The sequence below is a fragment of the Methanofastidiosum sp. genome (assembly GCA_035362715.1).
Taxonomy (GTDB): domain Archaea; phylum Methanobacteriota_B; class Thermococci; order Methanofastidiosales; family Methanofastidiosaceae; genus Methanofastidiosum.
This window is the reverse complement of the sequence record DAOSDU010000015.1, coordinates 15,888-41,623: the sequence shown is the minus strand read 5'-3', so window position 1 is coordinate 41,623 and position 25,736 is coordinate 15,888. Positions and strand designations below refer to the sequence as shown.

Here is a 25,736-nt window from a genome sequence, read left to right as displayed (position 1 = left end):
TCTTACCTCTGTTGAAACGGTTGATAAAATAATAAGATCTTCTTCAAATAAGGAATTTAATATAATTGAAGTAAATAAAGTAAAAATAAATGACTATGCTAAGCCAATGCCTCTGGATCAACAGAAATCCATCCCACTCTTCTCAAAAATCAAAGTTAATATTCTAGGATTAGGGGAGGAATCTACATATTTTAGTAGAAATGATTTTGATGGGATAATAATCTCTCAAAGACTGGCACAATTATTCGGCGTAAAAATGGGGGACACTTTAACTCTAGAAGAAAATGATTATAAAAAGACGTTTATTATTAGAGATATCAAGACTGGCCCTTTTAATAAAGATGCCGAAATTCTAGTTTCATATAACGCGCTTAGTGATTCTTTCCCTGACATTTATACCTATACTCTAAATGTCATTGCAAAAGAAGGACAGACAGCATCATTATCTAAAAAAGTAAAGGCAATGTTTTCGCCAGATTATTATGTTTTTGAATCCTCTGAAGTTTTATCAATTGTTAATAGATTAATCGATCAGGTAGTGATTCCAATATCATTACTTGCTTCATTTTCACTTTTCGTTGCCATAATTGTAATTTCTAACACAATGTACCTTACGATAATTGACCGAAAGAGAGAAATAGGAATTATGAAGGCAATAGGTGCAAGTAATCTTACAGTATTAAAAAATCTTGCAGTAGAAAACTTGGCAATAGGTGCGATTGGAGGAGTTCTTTCTTTAGCTATTCTTTACATGTCATTCTTTGCTCTTTCTATCATTTTACAAATCGGTGGCACCCCTATCAGTCCAATAATTTTAGGCGGGATATTCCTTTTGTCATTAGTTGTATCTGTAATTGCTTCGATTATCCCTGCATACAATACCTCAAGGATAAGACCTTTGTCCGTACTCAGATATGAATAATCCTAGCGATTTTATTGTTCAGTATCATTTAAACAAAAATGGCATATAACCGAAAATCTTATAAATGGATTGATTAGATTAACTTTAGGTGAACTTAAGTGGCCATTTCACGAAGCTGTCCAATGCGAATAGTTGTCAGAGATTTAGACGCCCCGTTCGAAGATTCACCAGTAGGATATATGGAATGGGTTTGTGAGTCACTAGGAATTGTTACTGGAAGAGATGTAAACAAGACAGCAATTACATTGTTTAGGGTGATAGTCGAAAAATCGGATTATCGATGTGGCATTTCAAGTACAGAATTAGCAGAAGAGCTTTCAATGTCTCGTGGGGCAGTTATTAATCAACTCAACAAACTGATTGAGTGTGGCCTCATAAGAAAAAGTGGAAGAAATTATACTCTCCGAGGTGGAAATCTAACAAGAACAATGATGGAGATAAGAGGAGATTTTGATAGACTCTTTGAAAGACTGGAGAAAGCTGCAACTTATATGGACAATTGCTTTGGCTTTCCAAGGGAGAATAAAATCTACAAAAAATTTAGGTGTTTTAATGACTGATGAGAATGAAATCCTTGAAAATAATGAAGACAAAATCGCTGAACTTGAAAATAAAATCTCTGAACTAGAGAAACGGCTTTCAGAAAGTGAATCAAAGTCAAAAGAAAATTATGACAGACTATTGCGGAGCGAAGCAGATTTTCAAAATCTTAAAAAAAGAACAGAGAAAGAAAAAGACGATACTAAAAAATATGCGTTACAGGAAATAATTATGGGTATTTTAAATGTACTCGATCACATTGAAAGAGGAATAAAAGCTTATAGCGAGATAGACAAGAAAAATCTAGATAAAGTTGATGTATTGAAAGGAATGGAACTCATTTATAAAGATCTTAAGGACGTTCTTAGTTCTCACGGATTATGTGAGATTGAATGCGTAGGCAAAGAATTTGATCCATTTTATCATGAAGCACTGGCTACAATTTGTTCGGAAGAATCAGATGATAACACAGTAGTAGAAGAGTTTCAAAAGGGATATATTTTAAATGATAGGGTAATAAGACCATCAAGAGTTAAAGTAACTAAAAAGGAATAATTAGTATAATAATGTTATAATCAAGAGGTGAACTATAATGGGAAAAGTATTAGGAATTGATTTAGGGACAACAAATTCATGTATGTCTATAATGGATAAAGGCCAACCCCTTGTAATACCAAATGCAGAGGGTGGGAGAACTACGCCTTCAGTCGTAGGAGTTTCATCTAAGGGAGAATGGCTAGTAGGCAGAGTTGCAAAAAATCAGATAGTTTCGAATCCTGAGAATACTGCTTACTCAGTTAAGAGATTTATTGGTAGAAGATATGATGAAGTTGATAGTGAAAAGAAAATTATCCAGTACACAATTACACCTGGGAATACTCAAGAAGTAAGGATTGTTCTTGGGGGAAAGGACTATACTCCAGAAGAACTTTCTGCAAAAATTCTAAAGAAAATGAAAGATGATGCAGAAGCGTACCTTGGAGAGAAAATCACGGAAGCAGTAATTACCGTACCTGCTTACTTTAACGATTCTCAAAGAAAAGCAACAAAAGATGCGGGAGAAATAGCCGGACTTAAAGTTTTAAGAATTATTAACGAACCTACCGCAGCAACTCTTGCATATGGACTTGATAAACAAGAAGAACAGACTGTCCTTGTTTATGACCTTGGAGGAGGTACTTTCGATGTTTCAATTCTTGAAATAGGTGAAGGAGTATTTGAAGTAAAATCTACTAATGGTGACACACACCTTGGTGGAGACGATTGGGACCAGCGTGTGGTTGAGTGGTTAGTTGAAGAATATAAAAAGCAGTATGGTAAGGATATAACTAAAGACAAAATGGCAATGCAACGTCTAAAAGAAGCCGCCGAGAAAGCAAAGATTGAATTGTCCGGGTTAACTGAAACTTCCATTAATCTACCATATTTGACTGCGGATGAATCTGGTCCAAAGCATTTAGAAGTATCCTTATCTAGGTCAAGATTTGAAGCAATGACAAAGGATCTTATAGACAGGACAATGAAACCAATTCAGCAAGCAATGACAGATGCAAAAGTAGAGCCAGAAGATATAGACTCCATTCTACTTGTAGGTGGATCGACAAGAATGCCTCAAGTTTACAATTATGTAAAACAGTACTTTGCAAAAGAGCCAAGAAGGGACATAAATCCTGACGAATGTGTGGCAATTGGCGCAGGAATTCAAGGTGGAGTGCTAAAAGGTGAAGTAAAAGATGTACTTCTTCTAGATGTTACACCATTGTCCTTAGGGATTGAAACTTTTGGCGGAGTATTTACTAAATTGATTGATAGAAATACAACTATACCTACAAAGAAAAGCGAAGTATTCTCAACAGCAACAGACAATCAATCTTCAGTAGAGATACATGTGCTCCAGGGGGAAAGGCCAATGGCAGCGGACAATCATACTCTTGGTAAATTCACTCTGAGTGGTATACCCCCCGCTCCAAGAGGTATCCCTCAAATAGAAGTCACATTTGATATTGATGCAAATGGAATTCTAAATGTTACAGCCAAAGACAAAGGAACTAGAAAAGAACAGAGTATTACCATACAAGCATCAGCTAACTTATCTAAGAGTGAGATTGAAAATCTAAAGAAAGAAGCCGAAGCTCATGCACAGGAAGATACAAAAAAGAAAGAATTGGTAGAAGCAAGAAACCAGGCGGATACAGTAATTTATACAACTGAAAAAGCGATTAAAGACTTTGCAGATAAAATAGATTCCTCTAAAAAATCTGAATTAGAAGGATTAATAGCAGAACTAAAAAATGCTATAAGCGGAAATAATTCTCAAGAAATAAATGAGAAGACTGAGAAATTATCAAAATCGATGTATGAAATAAGCACTAAGATTTATCAACAAACACAGAGTGCACAAGGGCAGCCAAATGAAGAACCAAAGACTGAAGGCGGTACTAACACTGGTGACAATGTATATGATGCTGATTTTGAGGTAACAGACGAAGATAAAAAAGATTAATTTATTTTTTTATTATTTTTTGAGGGTTCAGGATGACTAAAAGAGATTACTACGAAGTTCTAGAAATAAACAAAAATGCTACAGATGACGAAGTAAAAAAGTCATATAGGCGACTTGCTAAGAAATATCATCCCGACCTCAACAAGGGCGATAAAGCAGCTGAAGAAAAATTTAAAGAAATTTCCGAAGCTTACGAAGTTCTTATGGATAAAAACAAAAGAGCTAATTATGATAAACATGGACATGCCGGAGTAAACAGTCAATTTGGCCGAGAAGGATTTGAATGGAGTAACTTTACTCATTTCTCTGATTTGGAAGACATTTTTGGTGGCGGATTTGGCGGAGGAGGTTTCGGCGATTCTATATTCGACATATTTTTTGGGTCTTCGGGCCAAAGAGGTGGAACTTACAGACCGCAAAGAGGTAGAGATCTAAAAACAGGCATATCTATAACACTTGAAGAAGCCTATACTGGCACAAAAAAATCTCTTAAAATGAACAAAGGGTTAAAATGTTTAGATTGTCAAGGCACAGGATCTAAAGGTGGCTTACCACCTAAAGTTTGTCCTGCATGTGGTGGTACAGGTAGAGTTCAAGCTAGAAGGGATACAGTCTTTGGAACATTTGCGACAGTCACAGCATGTAATACTTGTGGAGGAAGGGGAAAAGTTATTGTAGAAAAATGCCCTAAATGCAGCGGAAGTGGCAGTGTACGTGGAGAAAAGACAATTAGTATAGACATCCCTAAAGGAATTGAGGATGGTAGTACCCTTAGGATATCACAAGAAGGCGAAACAGGTGCTGCCGGGGGGCCACCTGGAGATTTGTATGTTGAAATTAGAGTAATCCCACATAATAAATTCAAAAGAGAAGGTGCAGATCTAATATATGCCCAATCTATTGGGATAGCTCAAGCTACTTTAGGATGCTCTTTATCAGTACCCACAATAGATGGAAAAGCGAATGTAAAAGTTCCAGCTGGGACCCAGCCAGAAACTATTTTGAGATTAAAAGGTAAGGGTATGCCTAAGTTAAGGGGATTTGGAACTGGAGATTTACTTGTTAAGGTAAAAGTTGAAATACCAAAAAGTTTAACTTCTGAAGAAAAGGACTTATTGAAAAAATACGCACAAATAAGACACGAAAATCTTAGTTAATTTAATTTATGAGTATCAAAAATAATTGTAAGATTCAAAGCTATAAAATAGAGTATATGTCTTGAGATTAACTAATCTTAGATAATAATAACTTATAAATAGTATTGGTGTTATCTTATTATGTGCATGGGGGAAAAGAATTGACTTATCTTAGAGAAAATATCGGTCCCAATGGTAAAAAAACAAGCCCTAAACTAGTGGATGGATTAAAAAACTTTATTATTGATATCGACGGAGTAATATGTGATGATATACCTAATGAAGAGCCCGAAAGAATGGAATCAGCAAAAGAGATTCCTAATGCTAAAGCCACTATAAATAAATGGTATGACGAAGGGCACATTATAACCTTTTTTACTTCAAGAACTGAAAAAGAAAGAGAAGTTACTGTCAAGTGGTTAAAAGACCATGAAATTAGATACCATAATATTATCTTTGGTAAGCCAAGGGGTGGTAATTACCATTACATTGACGATAAAGACATAAGAGCTACAAGATTTGAAGGCAAATTCGGAGAATTTGTTAAAAAAACGAAGGAGATTCAAGTTTTTGAATAATTCATTTATCGCTGTATATCATTTAGGTAACTTTTTATATTGATTAAATCCTAAATATGAACATGGATTCTAGTTTCAAAGCTGATACTTATCCGAATTTTAGAATATACAACTCGCTTACAAAAAAAGTCGAATTGTTCAAACTTAGAAATAATAAAGAAATTAATATGTTCACATGTGGCCCTTCAATTTACCGAAAGCCACATATTGGTAATTATAGAACTTTTATATTTGAAGATATACTTCAGAGATATTTGGAATATTTAGGATATAATGTAACAAGATTGATGAATTTTACTGATATTGAAGATAAAGCAATTGAAGAAGCTAAAGTCAAGGGAGTAACTGTAAACGAATTGACAAAAAAAATAGCAGATATCTTTCACGACGAAATAAAACTTCTTAACATTAAATCGCCTACTCATATTGTAAGATCTACCGAGACCGTTGACTATGCAATTAAGATAATAAAAAAACTAATAGAAAAGGGACATGCATATTACTATAAAGAGGATATTTATTTTGACCCTAAAACTTTCAAGGGATTTGGAAAACTTTATGGGCTTGATATGTCTAACTGGCCAGAAAAGAAAATAAGATTCAAAAGAGACAACTATTCAAATAATATATGGAATTTAGGTGACTTTATTTTATGGCACTCATGCAAAGACGAGACTTACCCCTGCTGGGATGCCCCGATAGGTAGGGGCTGGCCAGCTTGGAACGCCCAAGACCCAGCTATTATCATGCATTCTTTTGGTTACCAAGTTGATATTTGTTGCGGGGGTATCGATAATAGATTAATGCACCACGATTATAATATTGCCATAATGGAAAGCTACTCCGGGGTAGACTTTTGCCCTTACTGGCTGCACGGCCATCATTTATTCGTTAATGGAAAAAAGATGTCAAAAAGGAAAGGGAACATATTATATGTTGAAGACCTAATTAATAAAGGCTATTCCACAAGAGATATTAGATTCTTCCTTATTTATTCTCATTATCGCGAAAGAGTGAATTTCACGTTTAATAAATTTAAGAGGAGTTCAAAAAAACTTAATGATTTTGTAAACATGACTAATTATATATTAATGAGAGATAATTCTGGTCTATCTTCTCCAACTGTCCATATGCTATTGGATGAATTGTCCAAATCTTTTGAGATGCATATGGGAAATGACCTAGATGTCAAAAATGCCTTCGATTCGATTAATGCGATTGTTAAAAAATTATATATTTTAAAAAAGAAAGGAAAAATAAGCGACAAGGATTCAGAAATTCTTTCAAAGAAACTATATAAGATTGATGACGTGTTAAGAGTAATTTTTGCCAATTAGTCGTGATTTTATGATAAGGAAATCTTTACTGTTAAGAATATTTGATGCTGCATATATGCAGAGATGGAACGATAAAATAAGGCCGCTAGATCTAGTAGAACTTGATAAACAGGGCCACAAAATGATTATTGCTTATATACTGGGCAAATTTGAAGAAAAAAAAAGTGATTTCAACTGGATTGATATAATAGAAGGTGGGATATTTGAACTTCTACAAAGGATTGTAATTACAGATTTAAAACCCACCATTCTTTACGAATTTAAAAAGGATGAAGACAAATATAAAAAATTGAACCAATGGGTTTACAAAGAACTTGAAGCTGTGATTAGCCCATTGGGTGAAGAATTCTCAAATAAATTTAGAGACTATTTCCAAGAAAGTGACAATACTTTAAACAAAAGAATTCTCAGCGCAGCACATTTTTATGCAACTAGGTGGGAGTTTGATATAATAAAGCAATTAAATGTACATGATTATGAAATGATAGCCATTGAAAGAGACCTTCAACAGAAACAGAATCGATATTATGATCTTGAAGGTATAAAAGCAGGGGCTTATACAAAATTTGGGAGATTTATAGGATTTTCAGGCCAGCTTAGATTTCAATCAAGATGGGCACATGTCCACAGAGTTCCTAAGACTTCAGTCTTGGGACATATGATGTTTGTTGCTATTCTTTCGTATTTATTCTCCTTAGAAATCGGTGCGTGTGAAAAAAGGAGGATTAACAATTACTTCACAGGCTTGTTTCATGATTTACCCGAGGCGCTTACAAAAGATATACACTCGCCTCTAAAGAGATCAGTTGAGGGATTAGAAGAATTGATCAAAGGTTATGAAAAAGAGCAGATGGAAGAGAAAATTTACCCTTTAATTCCAAAAGAATGGCATAATGAACTAAAGATGTATACTGAAAATGAATTTTACAATACTATTAATCTCAATGGAAAAACTAAAGTAATTCCGGAAGATATTGATATTAAATATAACAATGACAAATTTAATCCTAGAGATGGCAAGCTAGTAAAAGCAATCGATAAAATCTCCGCTTTTATTGAAGCATACGAAGCCATAAAAAATGGTAGTGCAAGTCCAGAGTTACATAAGGCAAGATGGTCTTTAAGATTTGAATCTGAGAAAACCCCCCTCAATACTGGAATTAATTTTGGAGAAATTTATGCTGACTTCGATTAGGCGATTTTATGAAAAATCTTAGAATATTATCATGGAATGTTAACGGGCTGCGTTCAATAGCTAAAAAAGGATTCTTAGAATTCATTGAAAATGGTGCCCCAGATATATTATGCATCCAGGAGACAAAAGCCAGAGAAGAAGACATTCATAAAGAATTAAAAGAAATATCGGGCTATTATTCTTATTTCTCATCTCCTGAAAGAAAGGGTTACAGTGGTGTCTGTATTTACACAAAAGAGAAGCCATTGTTTATAGAGAGAAATTTTGGGCTTGAAAAATTTGACATTGAAGGAAGAGCATTGATTCTCGAATACTCTCACTTTATTCTATTTAATGTCTATTTCCCTAATGGAAAAATGTCAAGCGAAAGATTACGTTATAAAATGGATTTTTACGATATGTTTCTAGAACACGTCAGTAATCTACTCAATCAAGGTAAAAGGCTAATTATTTGTGGAGACGTAAATACCGCACACAAAGAGATAGATATTGCAAGGCCAAAAGAAAATGAAAAGATTTCTGGATTCTTACCCGAAGAAAGAGCATGGATTAGCAAATTTATTGATGCAGGTTTTATTGATACTTTTCGTTATTTCAATAAAGATCCCGCAAATTACAGTTGGTGGGATTATAAGAGCAAGGCAAGAGATAGAAATGTTGGGTGGAGAATCGATTATTTTTTTATTAGTAGTAATCTAAGTGAATCATTAAAGTCAGCATTTATCCTTAATAATGTATTTGGTTCAGATCACTGCCCCGTTGGAATCGAAATATCTTCTGAGAATACCACATAAAAAGATTTATATAATTGATTACCTTTAATCTATGGGGGATAATATGAAAAAATACTTCTTTACTTTTGCATTGATGATAATACTAGTTACAAGCACTAGTGCATTTGTAATCGCTCAAAATCAAAGTGAAGCGCTTGATAAAATAAATGATGCTTCGGCAGCCTTGAAGATATATGAAGCTGGAAAAGATAGCATATGGCCATGTTCTAAAAAATTTAATCACGATGCAAGACTTTATTTACAATACTCTTGGGAGTATTTCAATAAAGGAGATTATAAAAATGCAACGTTTTATGCCCAAGCATCAATAATTGCAACTGAAACTGCAAAGATTTATGCGGATACGGAATGTCTATGTCTTTATTCTTACAATGAGCGAAACTGTGGGTCAAACGAAGACGAGAATGGCCCATGCGGAGGCTTAGTAGCTGTTACTGCAGCAAAGAGTGGGTGTAATGATTGGTACTGCGATAGGCCAGGATGCACTCAATGCACTGGAGGGTATTGCTGTGGTCCTAATGGATGTTATCCAGATCCTGGATGCTACACAACTGATTGCGATCCTGATGGTGGAAACTTCCAACCAGGGGGAACAGGCAGTACACTTCAAGGGCGACAAACTGGACCAAATGGTAAATAATCAAAATAGAATAAAAAAATTTAATTTATTTTCTTCTTTTTAAATAATATCCCACTAATAGGGCAGCTGCACTAACAGCGCCTATTTCGAATCCGGGTGTATTTTTTGGCGGTGTCGGTGTTGTGGGTGTGCTTTCCTTTGGCGGCGTTTGATCTTTTGGTGGCTCTTGAGCTATAGTTATCCCGTATAACAATGTATTCACGCCCTTTTCAGAAGTATAAATTACGTCTTTCTTGCCATCATTGTTTATATCAGCAACGCCTATATAAAACGCAGCAGACGATAGAGAGATAGATTGTTTGAGTGTTCCATCGTTTCCATTTATTATATATATTTTACCTTCGCCATAAGAGTTGGATAAATCTAACCATTTTGAGGAAGAAGCAATTACCTCCAAGTTGCCATCGTCGTTAAAGTCATCCACAATTACATCCATAGCATCGCCATCGCATTGATACTGCCAAATTCCTTTAAGGTCAGTTCCTTCAAGATTAAATACTGATATGAATGGATATTGTGAAAGCATAAGAAACTCAGCTTTTCCATCTTTGTTTAAGTCTTTAAGGATATATTTTTTCCATTCAAATAGGTCGGATGCTCTACCTACTATTTTTCCTTTATTATTAAGAATTGCTTGACCATGCGCAATCAAAATATCCGTACCCCCGGCTAGATTGGCACTGAATGCCGGGGACCTAGATCCAGTAAATTCATCCCACTTAAGAACACCTTTATGATCCATGGCATATAAAATTCCATCTTCTGATGAAGCCAGTATATCTTTTCCTCCATCTCCATCGATATCTGAAACATATATTCCTTTAATAGCACTAGTTGTACCATAGGTCCAATCTTGTTTACCGAAGTGATTTAGGAGAATAATCTTTCCCGATGAATATCTAAAAGATTGAGGGTCTATCTTACCTGTTCCAAGAACTATTTCTGCAAGACCATCTCCATCTATGTCGTCAACAAAAATAGAATAGGGTGTCTCATCCGTGAGGTAATTCCATTTCTCTACCCCCAACTTATCGTAAGCATGAAGTTTACCATCAATTGAAGTTACTAAAATTTCTTCTTTTCCATCCTTATTTAGATCGTAAATAAATAGTGAAGTTGGATTGTCCACAGTGACAAAAGGAGCATCTTTGTAGTCTTCAGCCAGTATGATTTCTAAAGAGAATAGCATAGATAATGTTAAGAATACTGATAATATTTTTTTCATGTAAAAACCTCCATTATACATAGAGGCCTTAAATATATAAAAGTATCTAGAAAGAAAGTTAAATATAAAATATTTAGAAAAGATTAATCTTTTCGTTAATAATGTCTTCTGTGACTTGTCTGATATTGTCTAACCAATCGGATGCTATTTTTTGAACTTCCTTTTGGTCTTCGCTTGAAAGTTCATTCTCTGTTGATATGTCGCAGGCCAGTGGCTCATTAATTGGCTTTCCTATCTGACTTAGTATTCTGACTTGAGTTTCACCTGCGTTAGTATTGTTGTAAATGTCTCTTGCGATATATAATGATAAAACGTTGTAGAGCTTCCCTACGTGATTTACTGGATTCTTTCCAGCTGCGGCTTCCATTGACATTGGTTTATATGGTGTAATAAGTCCATTCGCCCTGTTGCCCCTTCCTACTGAACCATCATCTCCATTTTCCATTGAAGAACCTGTTACTGTGAGAAACGCACTTCCTCTTTCTACGTCATCTGCTGTATTAACATAATAATCGATATCGCAGCTTCCGAATTTGTCTTTCAATAATTCAGTAATTTGTTCTTTGAAAGTAATATATTCCTTAATATTCTCTACATATTTATCAACGGTGGCTAAAGCGATAGTGATTGCGGTATTATCTCTAATTCTCGCACCCATTACTTTTATGTCCCTTCCAATGGCAGGGTATTGTTTGTTGAGTTTATCGGAATTAAGGAAATATTCTATATCATAAACTAGTTGTTCAACTTTTGTGAAAGGATAAAATGAAACACCAAAAGAAGTATCATTTGATAGGGGAATTGAATTTTTTCTACCAAAAACATCTTTTAAATCAGAAGATCCTTCTCCCATAAAGGATTCAATTCCTACTTTCATTTCACCTCTGAATAATTCATGGATAAATTTTTCAGTAGCTTCTTTTGCAATTTCGTGGATGGGGATTAGTTCATCGCCCACTCTTTGAGTCGCTCTACCTGAAAGAATAATAACTGGATCTTCTATTACTTCTCCACCGGAAAACTTTGAGATTGCCTGTCCGCCAACAACTTCTACCTGGTCTGTATTGTGGTGCATTATCGTGCCAAATTTTTTGATATAGTATTTTGATAATTCATTACTTACTTTTTGAGCTATTCCATCTGCAACAGAATCAGGGTGCCCGACACCTTTTCTTTCTACAAGTTCAAATTCACCTTGTTTGATAACTTTTGGAGAAATGTATATATTTTTCATGATAACCACTATAGCATTTGTAAAATTTCAACTTTCGGTAAATTTATAAAACTATCGCCTTCCAATGTAAAAGATTAATGTAAATAAATTTTTAACTTAATACCAATACATTTTTAATAGTATAAGCTTAATCAAAAAAGAGGGATTATGTGGAACCTGGTGAATCTGAAATAGTCAAACTTAAAGTTGCAAGTGCAAGTCAACAGGACGTAGGTAGAGGTATAGTCAGAATTGATAAAAGATACCAAGACATGATTGGCATCAAAAGAGGCGACATAGTCGAAATTTTTGGAAAACGTAAGACTGCCGCCATAGTTGTTGATTCGTATCCTGATGATAAAGATCTTGCTATTATACGAATGGATGGGCTAATCAGAAGAAATGCTAAAGCAAGTATGGGCGAGTACATTGAAGTAACTAAAATAGAGACAAAAGAAGCAGGCAGGGTTGTTCTAGCCCCAACCCAGAAAGGGGCCCAAATGCTTATTCCCGGGAATATCCTTCAAAGAAATATTTTAGGAAGGGCATTAGTAAAGGGAGATATAATAAGTGTAAACAGCCAATCAAGAATGAAAGAAACTGGAGATCCACTTTTTGATAAAATGATTGGCAATCTCTTGGAAATGACGCCCTTTTCACTAGGCGAAATGAGATTTATAATTGTTTCAACTAGCCCACAAGGCATAGTTAGAGTATCCAGCGGTACAGAGATAGAAGTTAGAACGCAGTACAGTGAATCAGAAGAAAATGAGATATCTGGGATAACCTATGAAGATGTAGGCGGGCTCAAAGATAAAATTCAAGTTGTTAGAGAGATTATAGAATTGCCTTTGAAACATCCAGAAATTTTTGATAGGCTAGGTATTTCGCCACCCAAAGGGGTTCTTCTTTACGGACCCCCGGGCACTGGAAAAACCTTGATTGCTAAAGCCGTATCCTCAGAATCTCACGCCCACTTTAAATCAATAAACGGGCCTGAAATAATGAGTAAGTTTTATGGACAGTCTGAGGAAAATCTGCGAAATATGTTCAAAGATGCGGAGACAAATGCACCGGCAATAATTTTTATTGATGAAATTGATGCAATTGCCCCTAAGAGAAGTGAAGTGACTGGGGAAGTTGAGAGAAGAGTTGTTGCACAGTTGCTTGCTTTGATGGACGGGTTAAAATCTAGAGAAAAAGTTATTGTTATTGCAGCAACTAATAGGATAAATGCTATCGATGAAGCCCTAAGAAGGCCTGGCAGATTTGATAGAGAAATTGAGATTGGCGTTCCAGATAAGGGTGGCAGAAAGGAAGTCCTTCAAATCCATACAAGGGCTATGCCTTTAACAGATGATGTAGATTTGAACATGCTCGCATCTAAGACTCATGGTTTTGTGGGAGCGGACCTAGAAGCTTTGTGCAAAGAAGCTGCAATGGCATCCCTTAGAAGATTATTGCCTGACTTAAATTTAGGCGATACAAGGGTATCCCAAGAACTACTTGAGAAGATTAAAGTTACAAAAGATGATTTCGAAAATGCATTAAAGAAGATAGAGCCGTCGGCAATGAGAGAGGTAATGGTTGTAACTCCTAACGTGGGGTGGAATAACGTTGGGGGATTGGATGAAATAAAGAGAGAATTAATGGAAGCTATAGAATGGCCAATAAAACAGCCTGAAGCCTTTACCGGTATGGGAATAAGGCCTCCAAAAGGTATTTTTCTCTATGGGCCCCCTGGATGCGGCAAAACACTTCTTGCAAAAGCAGTCGCCGGGGAATCCGAAGCTAACTTTATTTCGATAAAAGGTCCAGAAATCTTGAGTAAATGGGTTGGAGAAAGCGAAAAGACAATGAGAGAAATATTTAGAAAAGCAAGACAGGCGGCTCCAACAGTGATATTTTTCGATGAAATTGATGCCATTGCACCCAGAAGAGGAGGCGAGGAGGGTACAAGAGTTTCAGAAAGATTAGTAAATCAGCTTCTTACTGAATTGGATGGGTTAGAGGAATTAAGTCAAGTAGTTGTTATAGGTGCTACAAACAGACCAGATATGGTCGATCCAGGATTGTTAAGGCCAGGTAGATTTGATAAGATAATACTAGTTCATGCACCAGATCTAAAGGCTCGTAAGAAGATATTTGAAATTCATACTAGCAAAATGCCTTTAGAGAAAGATGTGAATTTAGATGAACTTGCTAAACTTACAGAGGATTATTCTGGAGCAGACATAGAAGCTATTTGCAGGGAGGCAGCTATGACAGCATTAAGAGAAGATATCACATCTAAAATAGTTACAAAAGAACAATTCATGGCTGCATTAAAACAGGTATCTCCAAGTTTACCTGAAGAAGTAAGGAGAGAATACGATAAGAAAAAATATGAGAAATTAGGCCAGATATATGGCTAATTAAATTTTTCTTTTTATCAAAAACTCAGAAAATGCTTTTAAGTATAGCTTAGCTTCGCTTTCTTTAAGTTCACTATCTATCTCGTTCCATGACTCAATCACAAGTTTATTTGCAGTGTTTTTTGATAATCCAATGGCCCCTGTTTCTTTGATAAGATTGATAGCCTCGTCAATAAGTTTCTTTTCTTTTGTGTGCGAATTCAAAATTTTAATCAATCTGTCTCTTTTTATTTTATCTAGAGCCAATAAGGAATAAATAACTGCTAGGCTTCTCTTGCCTTCACTTATGTCGTTGCCGTAAGATTTTCCAAAGGCTTCTCGCTCTTTTTCAGTTGTTGTTAAATCTAATAGGTCATCTTGAATCTGAAATGCTATACCAATACTTTCAGCAAACCTCCCAAACTTAGTTTCTATTATTTCGTCTTTTTCTGAAAGAGCTACTGCCATTCTTGCGGCCATTCTGGCAAGAGTCCCAGTCTTAAAAGCAGTCATTTGTAGATATTCTTGAACACTAGGTTCTTTTTTTAGTATGCCCTTGTGCCATGTTATGTCTAAAGCCTGACCATAGTGAAGATTTCTCATTTCTTCTAGATAGATTGAGTATACTTTATAGAGCACCCCAACATCTATTTTGTCTTTATGATCATCCACTACCTGTAGCGGCAAAAAATACATTGCATTTCCACAATTTATCGCTATATCTTCTCCGTAAACTTTGTGCAGGGCTGGCTTTCCTCTTCTTAGTTCGGCACCATCCTCAATGTCATCTATTACTATGGTTCCGTTATGGGCAATTTCGGGAATGACTAAAAAATCACTTATTTTTTTCATATCTGCGCCAAGGGCTTGGGATATCAAAAGAAAAAGAACTGGTCGCCATCTTTTTCCACCATATCCAAGAAAATCCCAGAGCGGTTTTGATATGCCATAATTCAAAGCTTTAAAATCAACTTCATATCTTGATTTTGATTTGAAGTTCTTACTGTTCATATCCTTTGGAATGTATTTTTCTATAGTATTCTCAATAAAATTCTTCTTGCTTTCGATAAATTTGATAATATCAACGTCAGACATGAAAAAAATAATCATATATATTTTATATCTTTAATGTTGGCTAGCAGAAATTTTTGTGAAAGCATGGATATTTTTATATTTGGAGTAATTAAAATCTTACTAGGATGTGATTAATTTGAAAGAATTGTTAAAGAAACTATCCGAGGCACCGGGAGTTTCTGGTCATGAAAACACAATAAAGCAGATAATTATCGATGAGATAAGAAATGTTGTTGATGATATAAAAGAAGATTCTATGGGAAATTTAATTACAACAAAAAAAGGCCCAGGTAAATTCAAAGTTATGATCGCAGCCCATATGGATGAAATAGGTTTCATGGTAAAATATATAGACGATAAGGGCTTTATTTCCTTTGAGACAATTGGTGGATTTGATCCGAGAAGCCTTGGATCACAGCGAGTAAAAATTCATTCTTCAAAAAAAGATATTACTGGAGTAATAGGGATTAAACCACCCCATATCACGCCACAAGAAGAGAAAGATAAGGCATTAAAGATAGAAGACCTAAGGATAGATGTCGGACTGAGCACAAAAGAAGATGTCGAACTACTTGGAATTAAACCGGGAGATCCAATCACTAGGGATATTTCATTTTCAGAGCTTGGGAAAGAAAATATTGTAAGCTGCAAATCTTTTGATAATAGGGCGGGATGTGCAGTACTAATTGAAATTCTTAAAAAAATAAAAAAACAGGATTATACTTTGTACGGAGTGTTTACTACGCAGGAGGAAGTTGGTCTAAGGGGGGCTAAAACTGCAGCTTATGGAATTGATATAGATTTTGCAATTATTATTGATTCGACTGCCGGGGGACCATTGCCAAAAACTGAAGCAGATAAAGTCACTATAAGCCTTGGGAAGGGCCCATCAATAGATCTTATGGATCGGGGATTTATTTTAAGTGAAAAGGTAAAAGGAATATTGCTGAAAGCTGCAAAGGAATCTGGAATAACATATCAGACTCACATCTCAAGCGGGAGTACTGATGGGGCTGCTGTCCACATAACAAAGGAAGGTATACCAACTGCAGTTATTTCAATCCCCTCAAAATATATTCATTCTACCGTGGAAATAGTGGATTTAAATGATCTGGACAGCACGCTGGAACTAACAATGAAATCTTTAGAAATAGCAAAAAATATTTTATAAAATATTTATTTTCCTTTTGAGAAAAGGTATACGGATATTGTAGTAGTAAAAACACACACCAAAGAAAGCACCATTATATCAAAAACTGGACCTCTTTCAGTGACTCCGGTCATAACCCATCTCATGATGTCTACGCCATAAGAAAGCGGATTAATATTTACCACGACAGATAACCAAGATGGAAGATTAGCAATTGGAAAAATTGCGCCGCTTAGAAGGAACATAGGCATAACTATAAAGTTTATTATTAGATTAAATCCTTCAAATGATTCCATTCTGGCAGCAATTATTATTCCAATCCCTGAAATAGTGAAAGAGATAAAAAACATAAGGGGAACAACCATGAGAAATTTTGCCAAGGTCATATTGATGCCAATCAAGGGCGAAAATATTAGGATTATTAATCCCTGTATCGTACTCCTTGAAGCGCCACCGACAGCTTTCCCAAGAGCTATGGATGTTCTGCTTATTGGAGCAACTAACATTTCTTTAAGAAATCCAAACTCACGATCCCATATTATTGATATGGCAGAAAACATTGAGGAGAATAAGAGTGTCATTACGAGAATCCCTGGAAACATAAATTGAATATACTGTAGGTCACCGACTTTACCAAAGGTTGCACCAAAACCCGTACCTAAGAGCAATAACCAGATTAATGGCTGAGCAATAGAAGATACCAGCCTAGACCTATCTCTAACAAATTTTTTGAGTTCTCTAAGCCATATGATATATACTGCATTTAACATCATTTTTACCTGCCTCTCGTCATCTCTCGCATTTTCCCTACCGCGCCCATAGTTTCTTCTCTAATTTCTCTTCCTGTTAGTTTAATAAACACATCATTTAAGGTAGGTTTTCTAACACTGACAGAAGTAATCTCATAATTTCTTAAAGCTCTGAAAAGCTTAGGAACAAAATTTTCTCCATTATCAGCATAAATATATATGGAATCATCTTTAATATGCGGATTAAGTGAAAAACAGGTTTTAAGAACTTCATTGGCTTTTTCATTATCTGAAGTTTTAAGCGTAATCAGATCTCCTTTAAGGGCTTTTTTCAAATTCTCAGGGGTATCCAAGGCGATTATCTTACCATGATCTATAATAGCAATTCTATTACAATTCTCAGCTTCTTCCATATAATGGGTGGTCAAAAAAATAGTTATCCCCTTTTTTTCCTGCAGTTCTATAATATGTTCCCAAATTCTATTCCTAGTTTGGGGGTCAAGCCCTATTGTGGGTTCATCGAGGAATAGGACTTTAGGGTGATGCAAAAGACCCCTTGCTATTTCAAGCCTTCTTTTCATACCCCCAGAATAATTCTTTGTAAGTTCATCTTTTTTATCGTAAAGGTCGACCATTTCAAGTAAGTACTTCATCCTTTCTTCGCGAGTCTCTTTTGGGATATTATAAGCCATGCCGTGAAATCTTAGATTTTCTTCTCCTGTGAGATCTCCATCCAAAGAGGGATCTTGGAAGACTATCCCTATCGAACTTCTGACATCATCTCTATCATTTGTAACATCATATCCTGAAATGCTCGCAATTCCGCTTGTGGGTTGGAGTAAAGTACAAAGGATATTAATAGTGGTAGTTTTTCCGGCACCGTTAGGGCCTAAAAATCCAAATATCTCTCCTTCGATTACTTCAAACGAGATGTTATCCACTGCCGATTTTTCACCGTATTTTTTTGTTAAGTTTTTTATTTCGATAATGTTCATTTAATTGCACCTTTAGCAAGATCCTCCAAAACTTCACGAGGATTTTTTGCCTTAGTAACGCCCGAAGCTAGTAGAACCCCTTCCGCCCCTAATTCAATGGCCTTTTTAACATCTTTTCCATTTTTTACACCGGCTCCACAGAGTACTTTCACATTAGGGGTGATATCTCTAATTGTCTTGACGGTGTTTTTAACAATGCCTGGATCTGCATCAGTCACAGATATATCTCCGCCTATTAATTCTGGGGGTTCAACTGCAATAAAAGTGGGATTAAACATAGCAACAGCCTTGCTTACGGATATATTATTTGTACAAACTACCGATATAAGTTCTAATTCTCTACACCTATTTACAATTGAATCAATATCGGCTATTTTTAATCTATTCTCAGAATGATTGATAAGAGTCCCAACAGCTTTAGCAGCTTTAATTCCTTCAAGGGTAGTTTTTCCAGTTCCACTTCCTGGTTTAATATTGTCTACGTGTTGCGAGAATATGGGTATGGAAACTTTTTCAGATATATAGGACAAATCAATAATCTGTGGAGCAATTGAAATATTCACGCCTGTTTTTCTAGAAACATCTTCACATATTTTTGCGAGTTCAAGGCCTTTAGCCCCAGATATTTCATTATAAATCTTAAAGTTAATAAGGATGATTGGTGTTTTCATATTATCACAATCAATAAAACTAATAGTTCATTTTTATTCTTTTGCATGGATGCATTATACAAAAAAATAACTTAACGTAACAACAACTAATAGGCTTGGTAGCATATTTACTACTTTAAATTTCTTAATCTCAGCGATATTCATCCCAAGACCAAAAAGTAGTATTCCTCCGACTGCACTTAGTTCAACGATAAGGGCATCACTTAGGTAAGTGCTAACGTAACTGGCGAATAAGGTGAGACCACCCTGGTAAAGCAAAAGAGGTATAGCTGAGAACATAACTCCAATCCCTAATGCAGAAGATAATGCGATAGATGCAACTCCATCTAATACAGACTTTGCAAACAATAAGTTTGGAGAATTACCAAGACCTTCTTCTATAGATCCAAGTATGGCCATTGGACCGATGCAATATATCAATGTAGCTGTAACAAATCCCTCAGAGAACTTATCACTTGAATTCTTAAACGTATTTTTTAATTTATCACTTAGCTGCTCTAAATAGTTTTCAATGCCAATAATCTCGCCAATTACAGAACCAATAATTAGGCTAAACGCAACTATTAAAAAATTATTTGTCTTTATAGCCATTGTAACCCCTAATGTAATTGTAAATAAACCTATGACTTGGAAGATAATCTTATTTACTCTTTCAGGGAACCGCGATTTAATTAAAATGCCCAGTATACTCCCTAGAATAATTGCGACGACATTAACTATAGTCCCTAGCATGAAATATTAATTGAAAAATCACTTAAAAATCTATCTAAATTATTGTATCTTCTAACATTTGAATAAATTAATCGATAAAAAGAATTTATTCATCTTAAAAATATATATTGTAAATATTATTCTTATCATCGCCGAAAAGTTTAAATATCTCTCTCTTTCTCGTAATCAAAGCCTCAATAGAAGCAAACATTTATATAAAAAAACGACTAATTAATTATTGCTTTAAATTTTTCAATTGAAGGGATATCATGGAATTGGACCAGAGACTACTATTTGATTTTCTTGAAGAGTTATTGGGTGAAGAAGGAGTAGAGGTTGCAAATATAATCTATGAGAAAGAAGCAACCGATGAGGAGATATCAAAAGTCACCCATTTGAGAATAAATAATGTAAGAAGAGCATTGTATAAGCTATATGACAATAGATTAGCTACTTACAGAAGGATAAAAGATAAAGAAACAGGATGGTACATTTATTATTGGAAGATGGATCTTTCAAAAGCACCTGATGTAATTGACAAAAGGGAGAAGGACTATGCTGAGCATCTTCACGAATTATTAGAATATGAAAAAGATAATATGTTTTTTGCGTGTAAAAATAACTGTTCCAAGGTTCCTTTTGACGTTGCGGAACAACTTAATTTTAAATGTAATATCTGTGGTGAAAAATTAGATTTCTTTGATAACTCAGAAATGATAAAAGAACTTGAAGAAGCGTTGGGAAAATTCGAAAAAATTGAAGACAGTTAAAGATCACTATGATGTCCAAAGAAGAAGCAATATTATTATTGCGAGCCGAAGGCTGTTCTGAGAATGTAATAAAACATTGCATTAATGTTTCTAACTATGCTATAGAGATAGCGGAAAAAGCTTCAAAAGATTTTGAAATTGATTTATATCTAGTTGAAATTGGCGGACTTTTACATGATATTGGGAGATCAAAGACAAATGGAATCCATCATGGGGTTATAGGGGCAGAAATCCTAAGGAATAGGAATGTAGATGAAAAAATTGCATTGATATGTGAAAGGCATATTGGTTCGGGCATAGATAAAAAAGATGCAGAAATCTTTGGATTGCCACCTAGAAATTACATGCCTGAAACAATTGAAGAAAAAATAGTTTGTCATGCAGATAACTTTTTTATCAATGGTGAAAAGGTAAAATTTGAAAAAGTATTCGAAAGATTCAAATTAGAATTGGGCGAGGGTCATTCGTCTCTTCAAAGATTATTGTCACTTCAATATTATCTTAAAAAATATCTTTAATTAAAAGTTAAATATAACTTCAAGATATATTAAACCTTATCATAATCCTTATATAGTTTCTTAAGACCTATCTATTGGAGGCGATATACATGGAAAGAGAACTAATCTATGGTATCGTAGCAATTATCCTAGCACTAGGATTGGTGACTGTTGCAGTATTAAAGCCCGCATCACAAGGGCAATATGACCAGTTGCAAGTAACTGGAACTGCAGTATTAAAAGAAGCACCAGATCAAGCTACAGTATATGTATATATTGAGACAAGAAATGATACGGCTTTGCTATCACAGCAAGAAGCTTCAAGAATATTAGCCCAAGTAATTCAAGCTTTGGGAAAGGAAGGCATACCTTCTGAGAAAATTCAGACAGATACATTTAGTATCTATCCTGAATATTATTACCCTACAGACAAAGAACCCACTCTGTTAGGTTACAGAGCCGTTTACGGTTTAAAAGTAGTAACTACAGACATGGCTAAAGTTGGAAACGTGGTAGATGCTTCTATAAAAGCTGGCGCTAACAGAATAAACAACATTGAATTTGGATTAAGCGACGCAAAAATGGAAGAAGTCAAAGTAAAAATTATTAAAGAAGCAGTTAAAGTAGCTCAAGTTAAAGCAAACGCTATGGCAGAAGCAGGTAACTTTAAACTTGGAAAGATTTCTTACATGAGCGAATCTTCATACAACGTAGTTCCATATAACAGAGCTTTTTCAGCAGTTAAGGAATCAGCCACCGGCGTGCCACCAGAAGATGTAGAGATAAGTGCTACAGTTTCCATAACATATAAAATTTAATTTTTAATTTTTTTAATATTTTATTGACCTTTTTTAGTAAAAGCTTTTATATTAATTCCGGGTAATAAATTCGGTGGAGTTATGGACGAACTTGATAAAAAGATAATATCTGAACTCAATAAAGACTCAAGACTTTCTTTTAGAGAATTATCAAAAAATCTTAACATCGCAGTAGGAACAATTTCACACAGAATAAAAAAGATGGAAGAAGATGGGATTATTAAAGGTTATATCCCGGTTGTAGAACCATCAAAGGCCGGCTATGACTTTATTGCAGTTATTAATGTCACAATAAAGAGGGGCAAACTACAAGATGTTGCTTCCCTTCTTGATAAATTCAATAACATAGTTTCTATTTACAATGTAACGGGAAATTATGATGCCGTTATTATTGCCCGATTCAAAAACAGGGGGCAACTTAATAATTTTGTTAAAGAACTTCAAACTTTTGAAAACGTCGATAAAACTAATACATCACTTGTATTAAACACAATAAAAGAAGATATCCGTGTGAAATTTGACTGAAAATGATATCATGAATAGACCTGGGATAACGACCTTTGTTTCTTTGCCAGATATTTTTACACTCACGAATGGAACTTTGGGGTTTTTGGCCATATATTTTATACTTATTGGGAATCTATTGCTTGCATCTAGAATTGTTTTTTTGTGCATCTTTTTTGATAGTTTTGATGGATTTTTAGCCAGGAGAAATAATAATTGTGCCGAGTTTGGTAAGACTCTTGATTCATTATCGGATATAATCTCATTTGGCATAGTCCCCTCTTTTATTTTCATTGACTATGGAAATAATACTTTATTGGGTATATTGATCGGGGCAATCTATGTTATATCTGGATTATTAAGGCTTTCAAGATTCAATGCATTAAATTCTCAAGAATATTTTGGCCTTCCCATTACTATGGGGGCGATCTTTGTTACTTTGTTATTTCTAGCAGGCATTCCTTTTTACTTATTCGCTATACTATTACTGGCGACATCTATCCTATTTATCTCAAATTTTAAAATTATAAGACCTTCAAATAACGGAAAATCTTTAGTGATATTCAGCACGATATTTGTCTTTATTTCTCTAATCCCTTATCCGCCCATTAGAATAGTATCAAGATTATTACTAATTTTATTGCCTTCTATTTTCTTACTTTATTTATTTAGAGCCCATCGATCTTAAATCTTAAAATAGCTCCGATCCCGCCGATACCTTCCAATTTTTTTCCAGCATCATGTTCACTCGAAATAACATGTATAGTCGCTCGTTGTTCTCTGGATTTTTCAGTTATTTCTTCAAATTCATTTTTTCTAAGAAAGTGATCAACTATCAAGAGTTCATTCACTGCACCATATTCTAAAGCCTTTTCAATGGCTTTTATCCCATAAACGCCTTCATTTTTTATTATTCCTTCGAATAATCTTTCAACTGCACTAGTTTCAAGGGATATCCTAAGATCTTTTTGGGCCTTTTCAAGTATCCCTCTTTTTACACACTCATAAACTCCAGCTCTGCCACCGGTTGACACATTTTCAGTTATTATGTTATTTATAATTTCAGATTTGTACTCTTTGACATAATTCATGAACTCGTCCTTGTAAAATCCAGGCCCCGCTACAATAACAGTCTTTAGATTATATTTTTCTATTATTTCAAGTATCTTAGAAGAAGTTTCTGCAAAAAATTCACGTTTGTCTTTATCTCTAGAGGATATTTCATGTTTTCCGGCTATGCTTTTAGAAACTGAAACTGGAAAATCCACCCCATATTGAGCAATAATGCCAAATTCTGCATCACCTTCTTCTATACATACGATTAGAATCTTCGGAGTTAATGTATCCTTTATCGCCCTCTCTAGCCGTTCTAACTGGTGATTTTTCCATTTTTTTGTAATTGTCAACGTAGAGTCTTCTTCTATATTAAAAGTGTGATAACTGCCAGCTTCTTCTCCTTGCGTTATTATCCCAGTTGCCCTAAGCCTCATCACATCTTTTGAGAATTCGACTTTTTCAATCCTTATCTCGAGTTTTACTGGGATTCTCTCAAGTTTTTCACTTCTTATTTTGTCACCTTTTTTCATCTCTTTTCGGTAAGTTTTACCGAATAGGAGATCCCCGCTTTCTATTATGTGGGATAGGTGCCAAAGATCGTCAGCATTATCTACCCTTATCTTCAGTATTCCTTTGTCAAGTTCTCTGTGGATTATTTTCATTTAATCTCGTTCTACTAGGATAGTTTCCCCGTCTTTTACAAGATTTAGATTATCTAAAGCGCCATCAATTTTTCCAAAAATATTAACTGCGCTTGCAGGCCTAATTTCTTTTTCTAGAGAAGCAGGAGTTTTTCCAAAGAAGATACAAAAAGCATCCCCTTGTGGCCAGAATGCCAAATCCCCTTTATTTACAATTTCTTTTGGATTTTCATATTCAACGTGAACGGGAATTGAAAAATAGATTTCTCCGCCCCATCTAAATCCTTTAGCTTTTAATGGGAGCGATTCATAAATAGCTTTTGCTGTTTCTGATTCGTCTAATATTGCTTTGAACTCAAATTTATCAGTTTTAATCTTTATTTGCATAAATGATAATTATAGGAAGAAGATTTAAAATTTTCCTTTTTTAAATTTGGATTTTTCAAATTTCTTTTGAGGCCTGCTATCAAACTTCCTCGTCATTTGTTTTTCTTTTTTAGGCGGTGCATTGGGGTATTTTCTTCCAATTTCTGATACTCTTTTCAGTAAATCATCTCTAAGTGCGTCACCGATAAATTCTCCGCTCGCATTGTCAACCCTAGCTGCAATGGCTATTTTTGATGCAAGAGTTCTTGCAATCTTCCCTTTTTGCCACCATGGAGCCTTACTAATTTCTGGATTTTGAAGTATTATTCCATATTTAGGCGGGTCTGCGCCAGTCTTTAAATGCCTGAAAAGAGCCTTTTCTGCTCCCATCAACTGTATAGTTGAAGATGGCTTACCAGATAGATTTTTTAGACCGCCAGCATGAGAGATAAGTTTTGCAGCAATAATCGGAGTTGCAACGATAGAAGTATTTGGTGCAACTTCATTTACTAGGTTTGTAATATAAGTTTCTAGAATTTCCTTCTTGGTATATAGGATATCGATTAGCTCTGCAATCTGTTTTATTTGCGATAGATCCTCATCAGATAATTCAACTCCAAGCGACCTCTCAATTATTTCATTATTAAGTGTAGATTCAAAGGATAGTAAACTCTTTTTTTCTAGGTAATGTGCCTTGTTGCCTATTTTAATAATAAATTCAATAAGATTCTTGTTATCTGGAATGGCCGAAACTGATTCAGGAAAATGTATTGAGTACCATTCTCTAATTCGCTCAAGAAATAGATTGATTGTTTCATCAAATTCATTAAGTGAATACACTGCATGAATAATAAGTTTGTCTTTTTCTCCTAAGAGACTTGTGACTTTCATTCTTGCTAATTCTTGGAGAATAGATTTTTGTTTTATTCGGTATTCGTCTTCATTAATCATGGCTTTTTCTAGGTTGTCAATATGGTGTTCCCTAAATGATATTCCGCCTTCATTAGGAAATATGAACTGAAATAAATTTTTGTCTCTTAATTCATATTCTGAGAAAAAAGATGAGCCAGAATTTCTTTCCAGGATTTTTTTCAATTCAAAAGGAAGTTTACCATTTTCAAGTTTTATGAGTGATTTAACTGAAGATTTTGTATTCTTAGAAAATGCTTCAAAATCATTAATCTTGCCTTTGTTATCCACAAGGTAAATGCCATTTACGTTAACACAAATAAACATGTATTCACTATACCCCAAATAT

General features: G+C 34.8%; 27 protein-coding genes. 17 read left to right on the top strand and 10 right to left on the bottom strand.

Going from position 1 to position 25,736, the window contains the following annotated elements:
- The 10 genes from PLI06_08760 to PLI06_08715 all read left to right on the top strand — a co-directional run.
- Positions 1–922 (top strand): FtsX-like permease family protein (locus PLI06_08760; protein HOI77683.1); only part of this gene is annotated, 922 nt, incomplete at its 5' end.
- Positions 923–1,020: 98 nt separating this feature from the next.
- Entirely contained in the window at positions 1,021–1,482 is a 462-nt protein-coding gene (locus PLI06_08755) for a winged helix-turn-helix transcriptional regulator (protein ID HOI77682.1), read from the top strand.
- Complete coding sequence (grpE, locus tag PLI06_08750) at positions 1,475–2,017, top strand: nucleotide exchange factor GrpE (protein ID HOI77681.1); 543 nt, start codon at positions 1,475–1,477, stop codon at positions 2,015–2,017. The genes PLI06_08755 and grpE overlap by 8 nt, the downstream gene beginning before the upstream one ends.
- A 37-nt stretch (positions 2,018–2,054) precedes the next feature.
- Positions 2,055–3,965, top strand: coding sequence for a molecular chaperone DnaK (dnaK, locus tag PLI06_08745; protein HOI77680.1), 1,911 nt, complete (start codon positions 2,055–2,057; stop codon positions 3,963–3,965).
- Between the two features lie 32 nt (positions 3,966–3,997).
- Positions 3,998–5,122, top strand: coding sequence for a molecular chaperone DnaJ (dnaJ, locus tag PLI06_08740; protein ID HOI77679.1), 1,125 nt, complete (start codon positions 3,998–4,000; stop codon positions 5,120–5,122).
- A gap of 140 nt (positions 5,123–5,262) precedes the next feature.
- The gene (locus PLI06_08735; GenBank protein HOI77678.1) at positions 5,263–5,679 is read left to right on the top strand and encodes a phosphoheptose isomerase; all 417 of its coding nucleotides are present in this window, start codon (positions 5,263–5,265) and stop codon (positions 5,677–5,679) included.
- 62 nt (positions 5,680–5,741) lie between these two features.
- Positions 5,742–7,016, top strand: a complete 1,275-nt coding sequence (locus tag PLI06_08730) for a class I tRNA ligase family protein (GenBank protein HOI77677.1) — start codon at positions 5,742–5,744, stop codon at positions 7,014–7,016.
- A gap of 10 nt (positions 7,017–7,026) precedes the next feature.
- The gene (locus tag PLI06_08725; GenBank protein HOI77676.1) at positions 7,027–8,211 is read left to right on the top strand and encodes an HD domain-containing protein; all 1,185 of its coding nucleotides are present in this window, start codon (positions 7,027–7,029) and stop codon (positions 8,209–8,211) included.
- Positions 8,212–8,219: 8 nt separating this feature from the next.
- A complete protein-coding gene (locus tag PLI06_08720) occupies positions 8,220–9,005 on the top strand; it encodes an exodeoxyribonuclease III (protein ID HOI77675.1) in 786 nt (261 codons plus the stop codon).
- Between the two features lie 43 nt (positions 9,006–9,048).
- On the top strand, positions 9,049–9,645 hold the full coding sequence (locus PLI06_08715; GenBank protein HOI77674.1) for a hypothetical protein: 597 nt from the start codon (positions 9,049–9,051) through the stop codon (positions 9,643–9,645).
- A 25-nt stretch (positions 9,646–9,670) separates the two neighbouring features.
- On the opposite strand, the gene PLI06_08710 is transcribed toward PLI06_08715, so the two are convergent.
- Both PLI06_08710 and PLI06_08705 read right to left on the bottom strand, forming a co-directional pair.
- On the bottom strand, positions 9,671–10,870 hold the full coding sequence (locus PLI06_08710) for a VCBS repeat-containing protein (GenBank protein HOI77673.1): 1,200 nt from the start codon (positions 10,868–10,870) through the stop codon (positions 9,671–9,673).
- A gap of 73 nt (positions 10,871–10,943) precedes the next feature.
- Positions 10,944–12,104 (bottom strand): methionine adenosyltransferase, encoded by a 1,161-nt coding sequence (locus tag PLI06_08705; protein HOI77672.1) that lies wholly within the window; start codon positions 12,102–12,104, stop codon positions 10,944–10,946.
- Between the two features lie 149 nt (positions 12,105–12,253).
- Between PLI06_08705 and PLI06_08700 the strand changes: the two genes are divergently transcribed.
- Positions 12,254–14,497: a CDC48 family AAA ATPase gene (locus PLI06_08700; GenBank protein ID HOI77671.1), complete on the top strand. Its 2,244-nt coding sequence runs from the start codon at positions 12,254–12,256 to the stop codon at positions 14,495–14,497.
- Here the strand turns inward: PLI06_08700 and PLI06_08695 are convergent, their stop codons facing one another.
- Positions 14,498–15,571: a polyprenyl synthetase family protein gene (locus tag PLI06_08695; protein HOI77670.1), complete on the bottom strand. Its 1,074-nt coding sequence runs from the start codon at positions 15,569–15,571 to the stop codon at positions 14,498–14,500. It lies immediately after the preceding gene.
- A 115-nt stretch (positions 15,572–15,686) separates the two neighbouring features.
- On the opposite strand from PLI06_08695, the gene PLI06_08690 reads away from it, so the two are divergent.
- A complete protein-coding gene (locus PLI06_08690; protein HOI77669.1) occupies positions 15,687–16,721 on the top strand; it encodes a M42 family metallopeptidase in 1,035 nt (344 codons plus the stop codon).
- A gap of 5 nt (positions 16,722–16,726) precedes the next feature.
- On the opposite strand, the gene PLI06_08685 is transcribed toward PLI06_08690, so the two are convergent.
- From PLI06_08685 to PLI06_08670, 4 genes are read right to left on the bottom strand one after another with little or no spacing between them, the layout of a single operon-like run.
- Positions 16,727–17,473: an ABC transporter permease gene (locus PLI06_08685; GenBank protein ID HOI77668.1), complete on the bottom strand. Its 747-nt coding sequence runs from the start codon at positions 17,471–17,473 to the stop codon at positions 16,727–16,729.
- A 2-nt stretch (positions 17,474–17,475) separates the two neighbouring features.
- Positions 17,476–18,444: an ATP-binding cassette domain-containing protein gene (locus PLI06_08680; GenBank protein HOI77667.1), complete on the bottom strand. Its 969-nt coding sequence runs from the start codon at positions 18,442–18,444 to the stop codon at positions 17,476–17,478.
- Entirely contained in the window at positions 18,441–19,115 is a 675-nt protein-coding gene (tpiA, locus tag PLI06_08675) for a triose-phosphate isomerase (GenBank protein ID HOI77666.1), read from the bottom strand. The genes PLI06_08680 and tpiA overlap by 4 nt, the downstream gene beginning before the upstream one ends.
- A gap of 54 nt (positions 19,116–19,169) precedes the next feature.
- Positions 19,170–19,847 carry a DUF554 domain-containing protein gene (locus PLI06_08670; protein ID HOI77665.1) on the bottom strand — a complete coding sequence of 226 codons (678 nt, stop codon included), beginning with the start codon at positions 19,845–19,847 and terminating at the stop codon, positions 19,170–19,172.
- A gap of 248 nt (positions 19,848–20,095) precedes the next feature.
- Between PLI06_08670 and tfe the strand changes: the two genes are divergently transcribed.
- From tfe to pssA, 5 genes are all read left to right on the top strand, one after another.
- Complete coding sequence (gene tfe / locus PLI06_08665; GenBank protein ID HOI77664.1) at positions 20,096–20,596, top strand: transcription factor E; 501 nt, start codon at positions 20,096–20,098, stop codon at positions 20,594–20,596.
- An 11-nt stretch (positions 20,597–20,607) separates the two neighbouring features.
- Complete coding sequence (locus tag PLI06_08660; GenBank protein HOI77663.1) at positions 20,608–21,114, top strand: TIGR00295 family protein; 507 nt, start codon at positions 20,608–20,610, stop codon at positions 21,112–21,114.
- An 89-nt stretch (positions 21,115–21,203) separates the two neighbouring features.
- Entirely contained in the window at positions 21,204–21,911 is a 708-nt protein-coding gene (locus PLI06_08655) for an SIMPL domain-containing protein (protein ID HOI77662.1), read from the top strand.
- 81 nt (positions 21,912–21,992) lie between these two features.
- Positions 21,993–22,436 (top strand): Lrp/AsnC family transcriptional regulator, encoded by a 444-nt coding sequence (locus PLI06_08650; GenBank protein HOI77661.1) that lies wholly within the window; start codon positions 21,993–21,995, stop codon positions 22,434–22,436.
- Complete coding sequence (pssA, locus tag PLI06_08645) at positions 22,429–23,103, top strand: CDP-diacylglycerol--serine O-phosphatidyltransferase (GenBank protein ID HOI77660.1); 675 nt, start codon at positions 22,429–22,431, stop codon at positions 23,101–23,103. Before PLI06_08650 ends, pssA begins: the two co-directional genes overlap by 8 nt.
- On the opposite strand, the gene PLI06_08640 is transcribed toward pssA, so the two are convergent.
- The 3 genes from PLI06_08640 to PLI06_08630 are packed head-to-tail and all read right to left on the bottom strand — an operon-like array spanning position 23,084 to position 25,714.
- Positions 23,084–24,133 carry an mRNA surveillance protein pelota gene (locus PLI06_08640; GenBank protein ID HOI77659.1) on the bottom strand — a complete coding sequence of 350 codons (1,050 nt, stop codon included), beginning with the start codon at positions 24,131–24,133 and terminating at the stop codon, positions 23,084–23,086. The genes pssA and PLI06_08640 overlap by 20 nt on opposite strands.
- Entirely contained in the window at positions 24,134–24,499 is a 366-nt protein-coding gene (locus tag PLI06_08635; protein ID HOI77658.1) for a cyclophilin-like fold protein, read from the bottom strand.
- Positions 24,500–24,523: 24 nt separating this feature from the next.
- Complete coding sequence (locus PLI06_08630; protein ID HOI77657.1) at positions 24,524–25,714, bottom strand: C/D box methylation guide ribonucleoprotein complex aNOP56 subunit; 1,191 nt, start codon at positions 25,712–25,714, stop codon at positions 24,524–24,526.
- Positions 25,715–25,736 lie beyond the last annotated feature (22 nt).

Excerpts from the sequence above, each read along its gene's own strand:
- PLI06_08650 (HOI77661.1), top strand. The coding sequence starts at position 21,993 with ATGGACGAACTTGATAAAAAGATAATATCTGAACTCAATAAAGACTCA.
- PLI06_08695 (HOI77670.1), bottom strand. The coding sequence starts at position 15,571 with ATGTCTGACGTTGATATTATCAAATTTATCGAAAGCAAGAAGAATTTT.
- dnaJ (HOI77679.1), top strand. The coding sequence starts at position 3,998 with ATGACTAAAAGAGATTACTACGAAGTTCTAGAAATAAACAAAAATGCT.
- PLI06_08720 (HOI77675.1), top strand. The coding sequence starts at position 8,220 with ATGAAAAATCTTAGAATATTATCATGGAATGTTAACGGGCTGCGTTCA.
- tpiA (HOI77666.1), bottom strand. The coding sequence starts at position 19,115 with ATGAAAACACCAATCATCCTTATTAACTTTAAGATTTATAATGAAATA.
- tfe (HOI77664.1), top strand. The coding sequence starts at position 20,096 with ATGGAATTGGACCAGAGACTACTATTTGATTTTCTTGAAGAGTTATTG.
- PLI06_08635 (HOI77658.1), bottom strand. The coding sequence starts at position 24,499 with ATGCAAATAAAGATTAAAACTGATAAATTTGAGTTCAAAGCAATATTA.
- PLI06_08655 (HOI77662.1), top strand. The coding sequence starts at position 21,204 with ATGGAAAGAGAACTAATCTATGGTATCGTAGCAATTATCCTAGCACTA.
- PLI06_08705 (HOI77672.1), bottom strand. The coding sequence starts at position 12,104 with ATGAAAAATATATACATTTCTCCAAAAGTTATCAAACAAGGTGAATTT.
- PLI06_08685 (HOI77668.1), bottom strand. The coding sequence starts at position 17,473 with ATGATGTTAAATGCAGTATATATCATATGGCTTAGAGAACTCAAAAAA.
- PLI06_08630 (HOI77657.1), bottom strand. The coding sequence starts at position 25,714 with ATGTTTATTTGTGTTAACGTAAATGGCATTTACCTTGTGGATAACAAA.
- grpE (HOI77681.1), top strand. The coding sequence starts at position 1,475 with ATGACTGATGAGAATGAAATCCTTGAAAATAATGAAGACAAAATCGCT.
- PLI06_08715 (HOI77674.1), top strand. The coding sequence starts at position 9,049 with ATGAAAAAATACTTCTTTACTTTTGCATTGATGATAATACTAGTTACA.
- PLI06_08660 (HOI77663.1), top strand. The coding sequence starts at position 20,608 with ATGTCCAAAGAAGAAGCAATATTATTATTGCGAGCCGAAGGCTGTTCT.
- PLI06_08680 (HOI77667.1), bottom strand. The coding sequence starts at position 18,444 with ATGAACATTATCGAAATAAAAAACTTAACAAAAAAATACGGTGAAAAA.
- dnaK (HOI77680.1), top strand. The coding sequence starts at position 2,055 with ATGGGAAAAGTATTAGGAATTGATTTAGGGACAACAAATTCATGTATG.
- PLI06_08640 (HOI77659.1), bottom strand. The coding sequence starts at position 24,133 with ATGAAAATAATCCACAGAGAACTTGACAAAGGAATACTGAAGATAAGG.
- PLI06_08725 (HOI77676.1), top strand. The coding sequence starts at position 7,027 with ATGATAAGGAAATCTTTACTGTTAAGAATATTTGATGCTGCATATATG.
- PLI06_08710 (HOI77673.1), bottom strand. The coding sequence starts at position 10,870 with ATGAAAAAAATATTATCAGTATTCTTAACATTATCTATGCTATTCTCT.
- PLI06_08670 (HOI77665.1), bottom strand. The coding sequence starts at position 19,847 with ATGCTAGGGACTATAGTTAATGTCGTCGCAATTATTCTAGGGAGTATA.
- PLI06_08730 (HOI77677.1), top strand. The coding sequence starts at position 5,742 with ATGGATTCTAGTTTCAAAGCTGATACTTATCCGAATTTTAGAATATAC.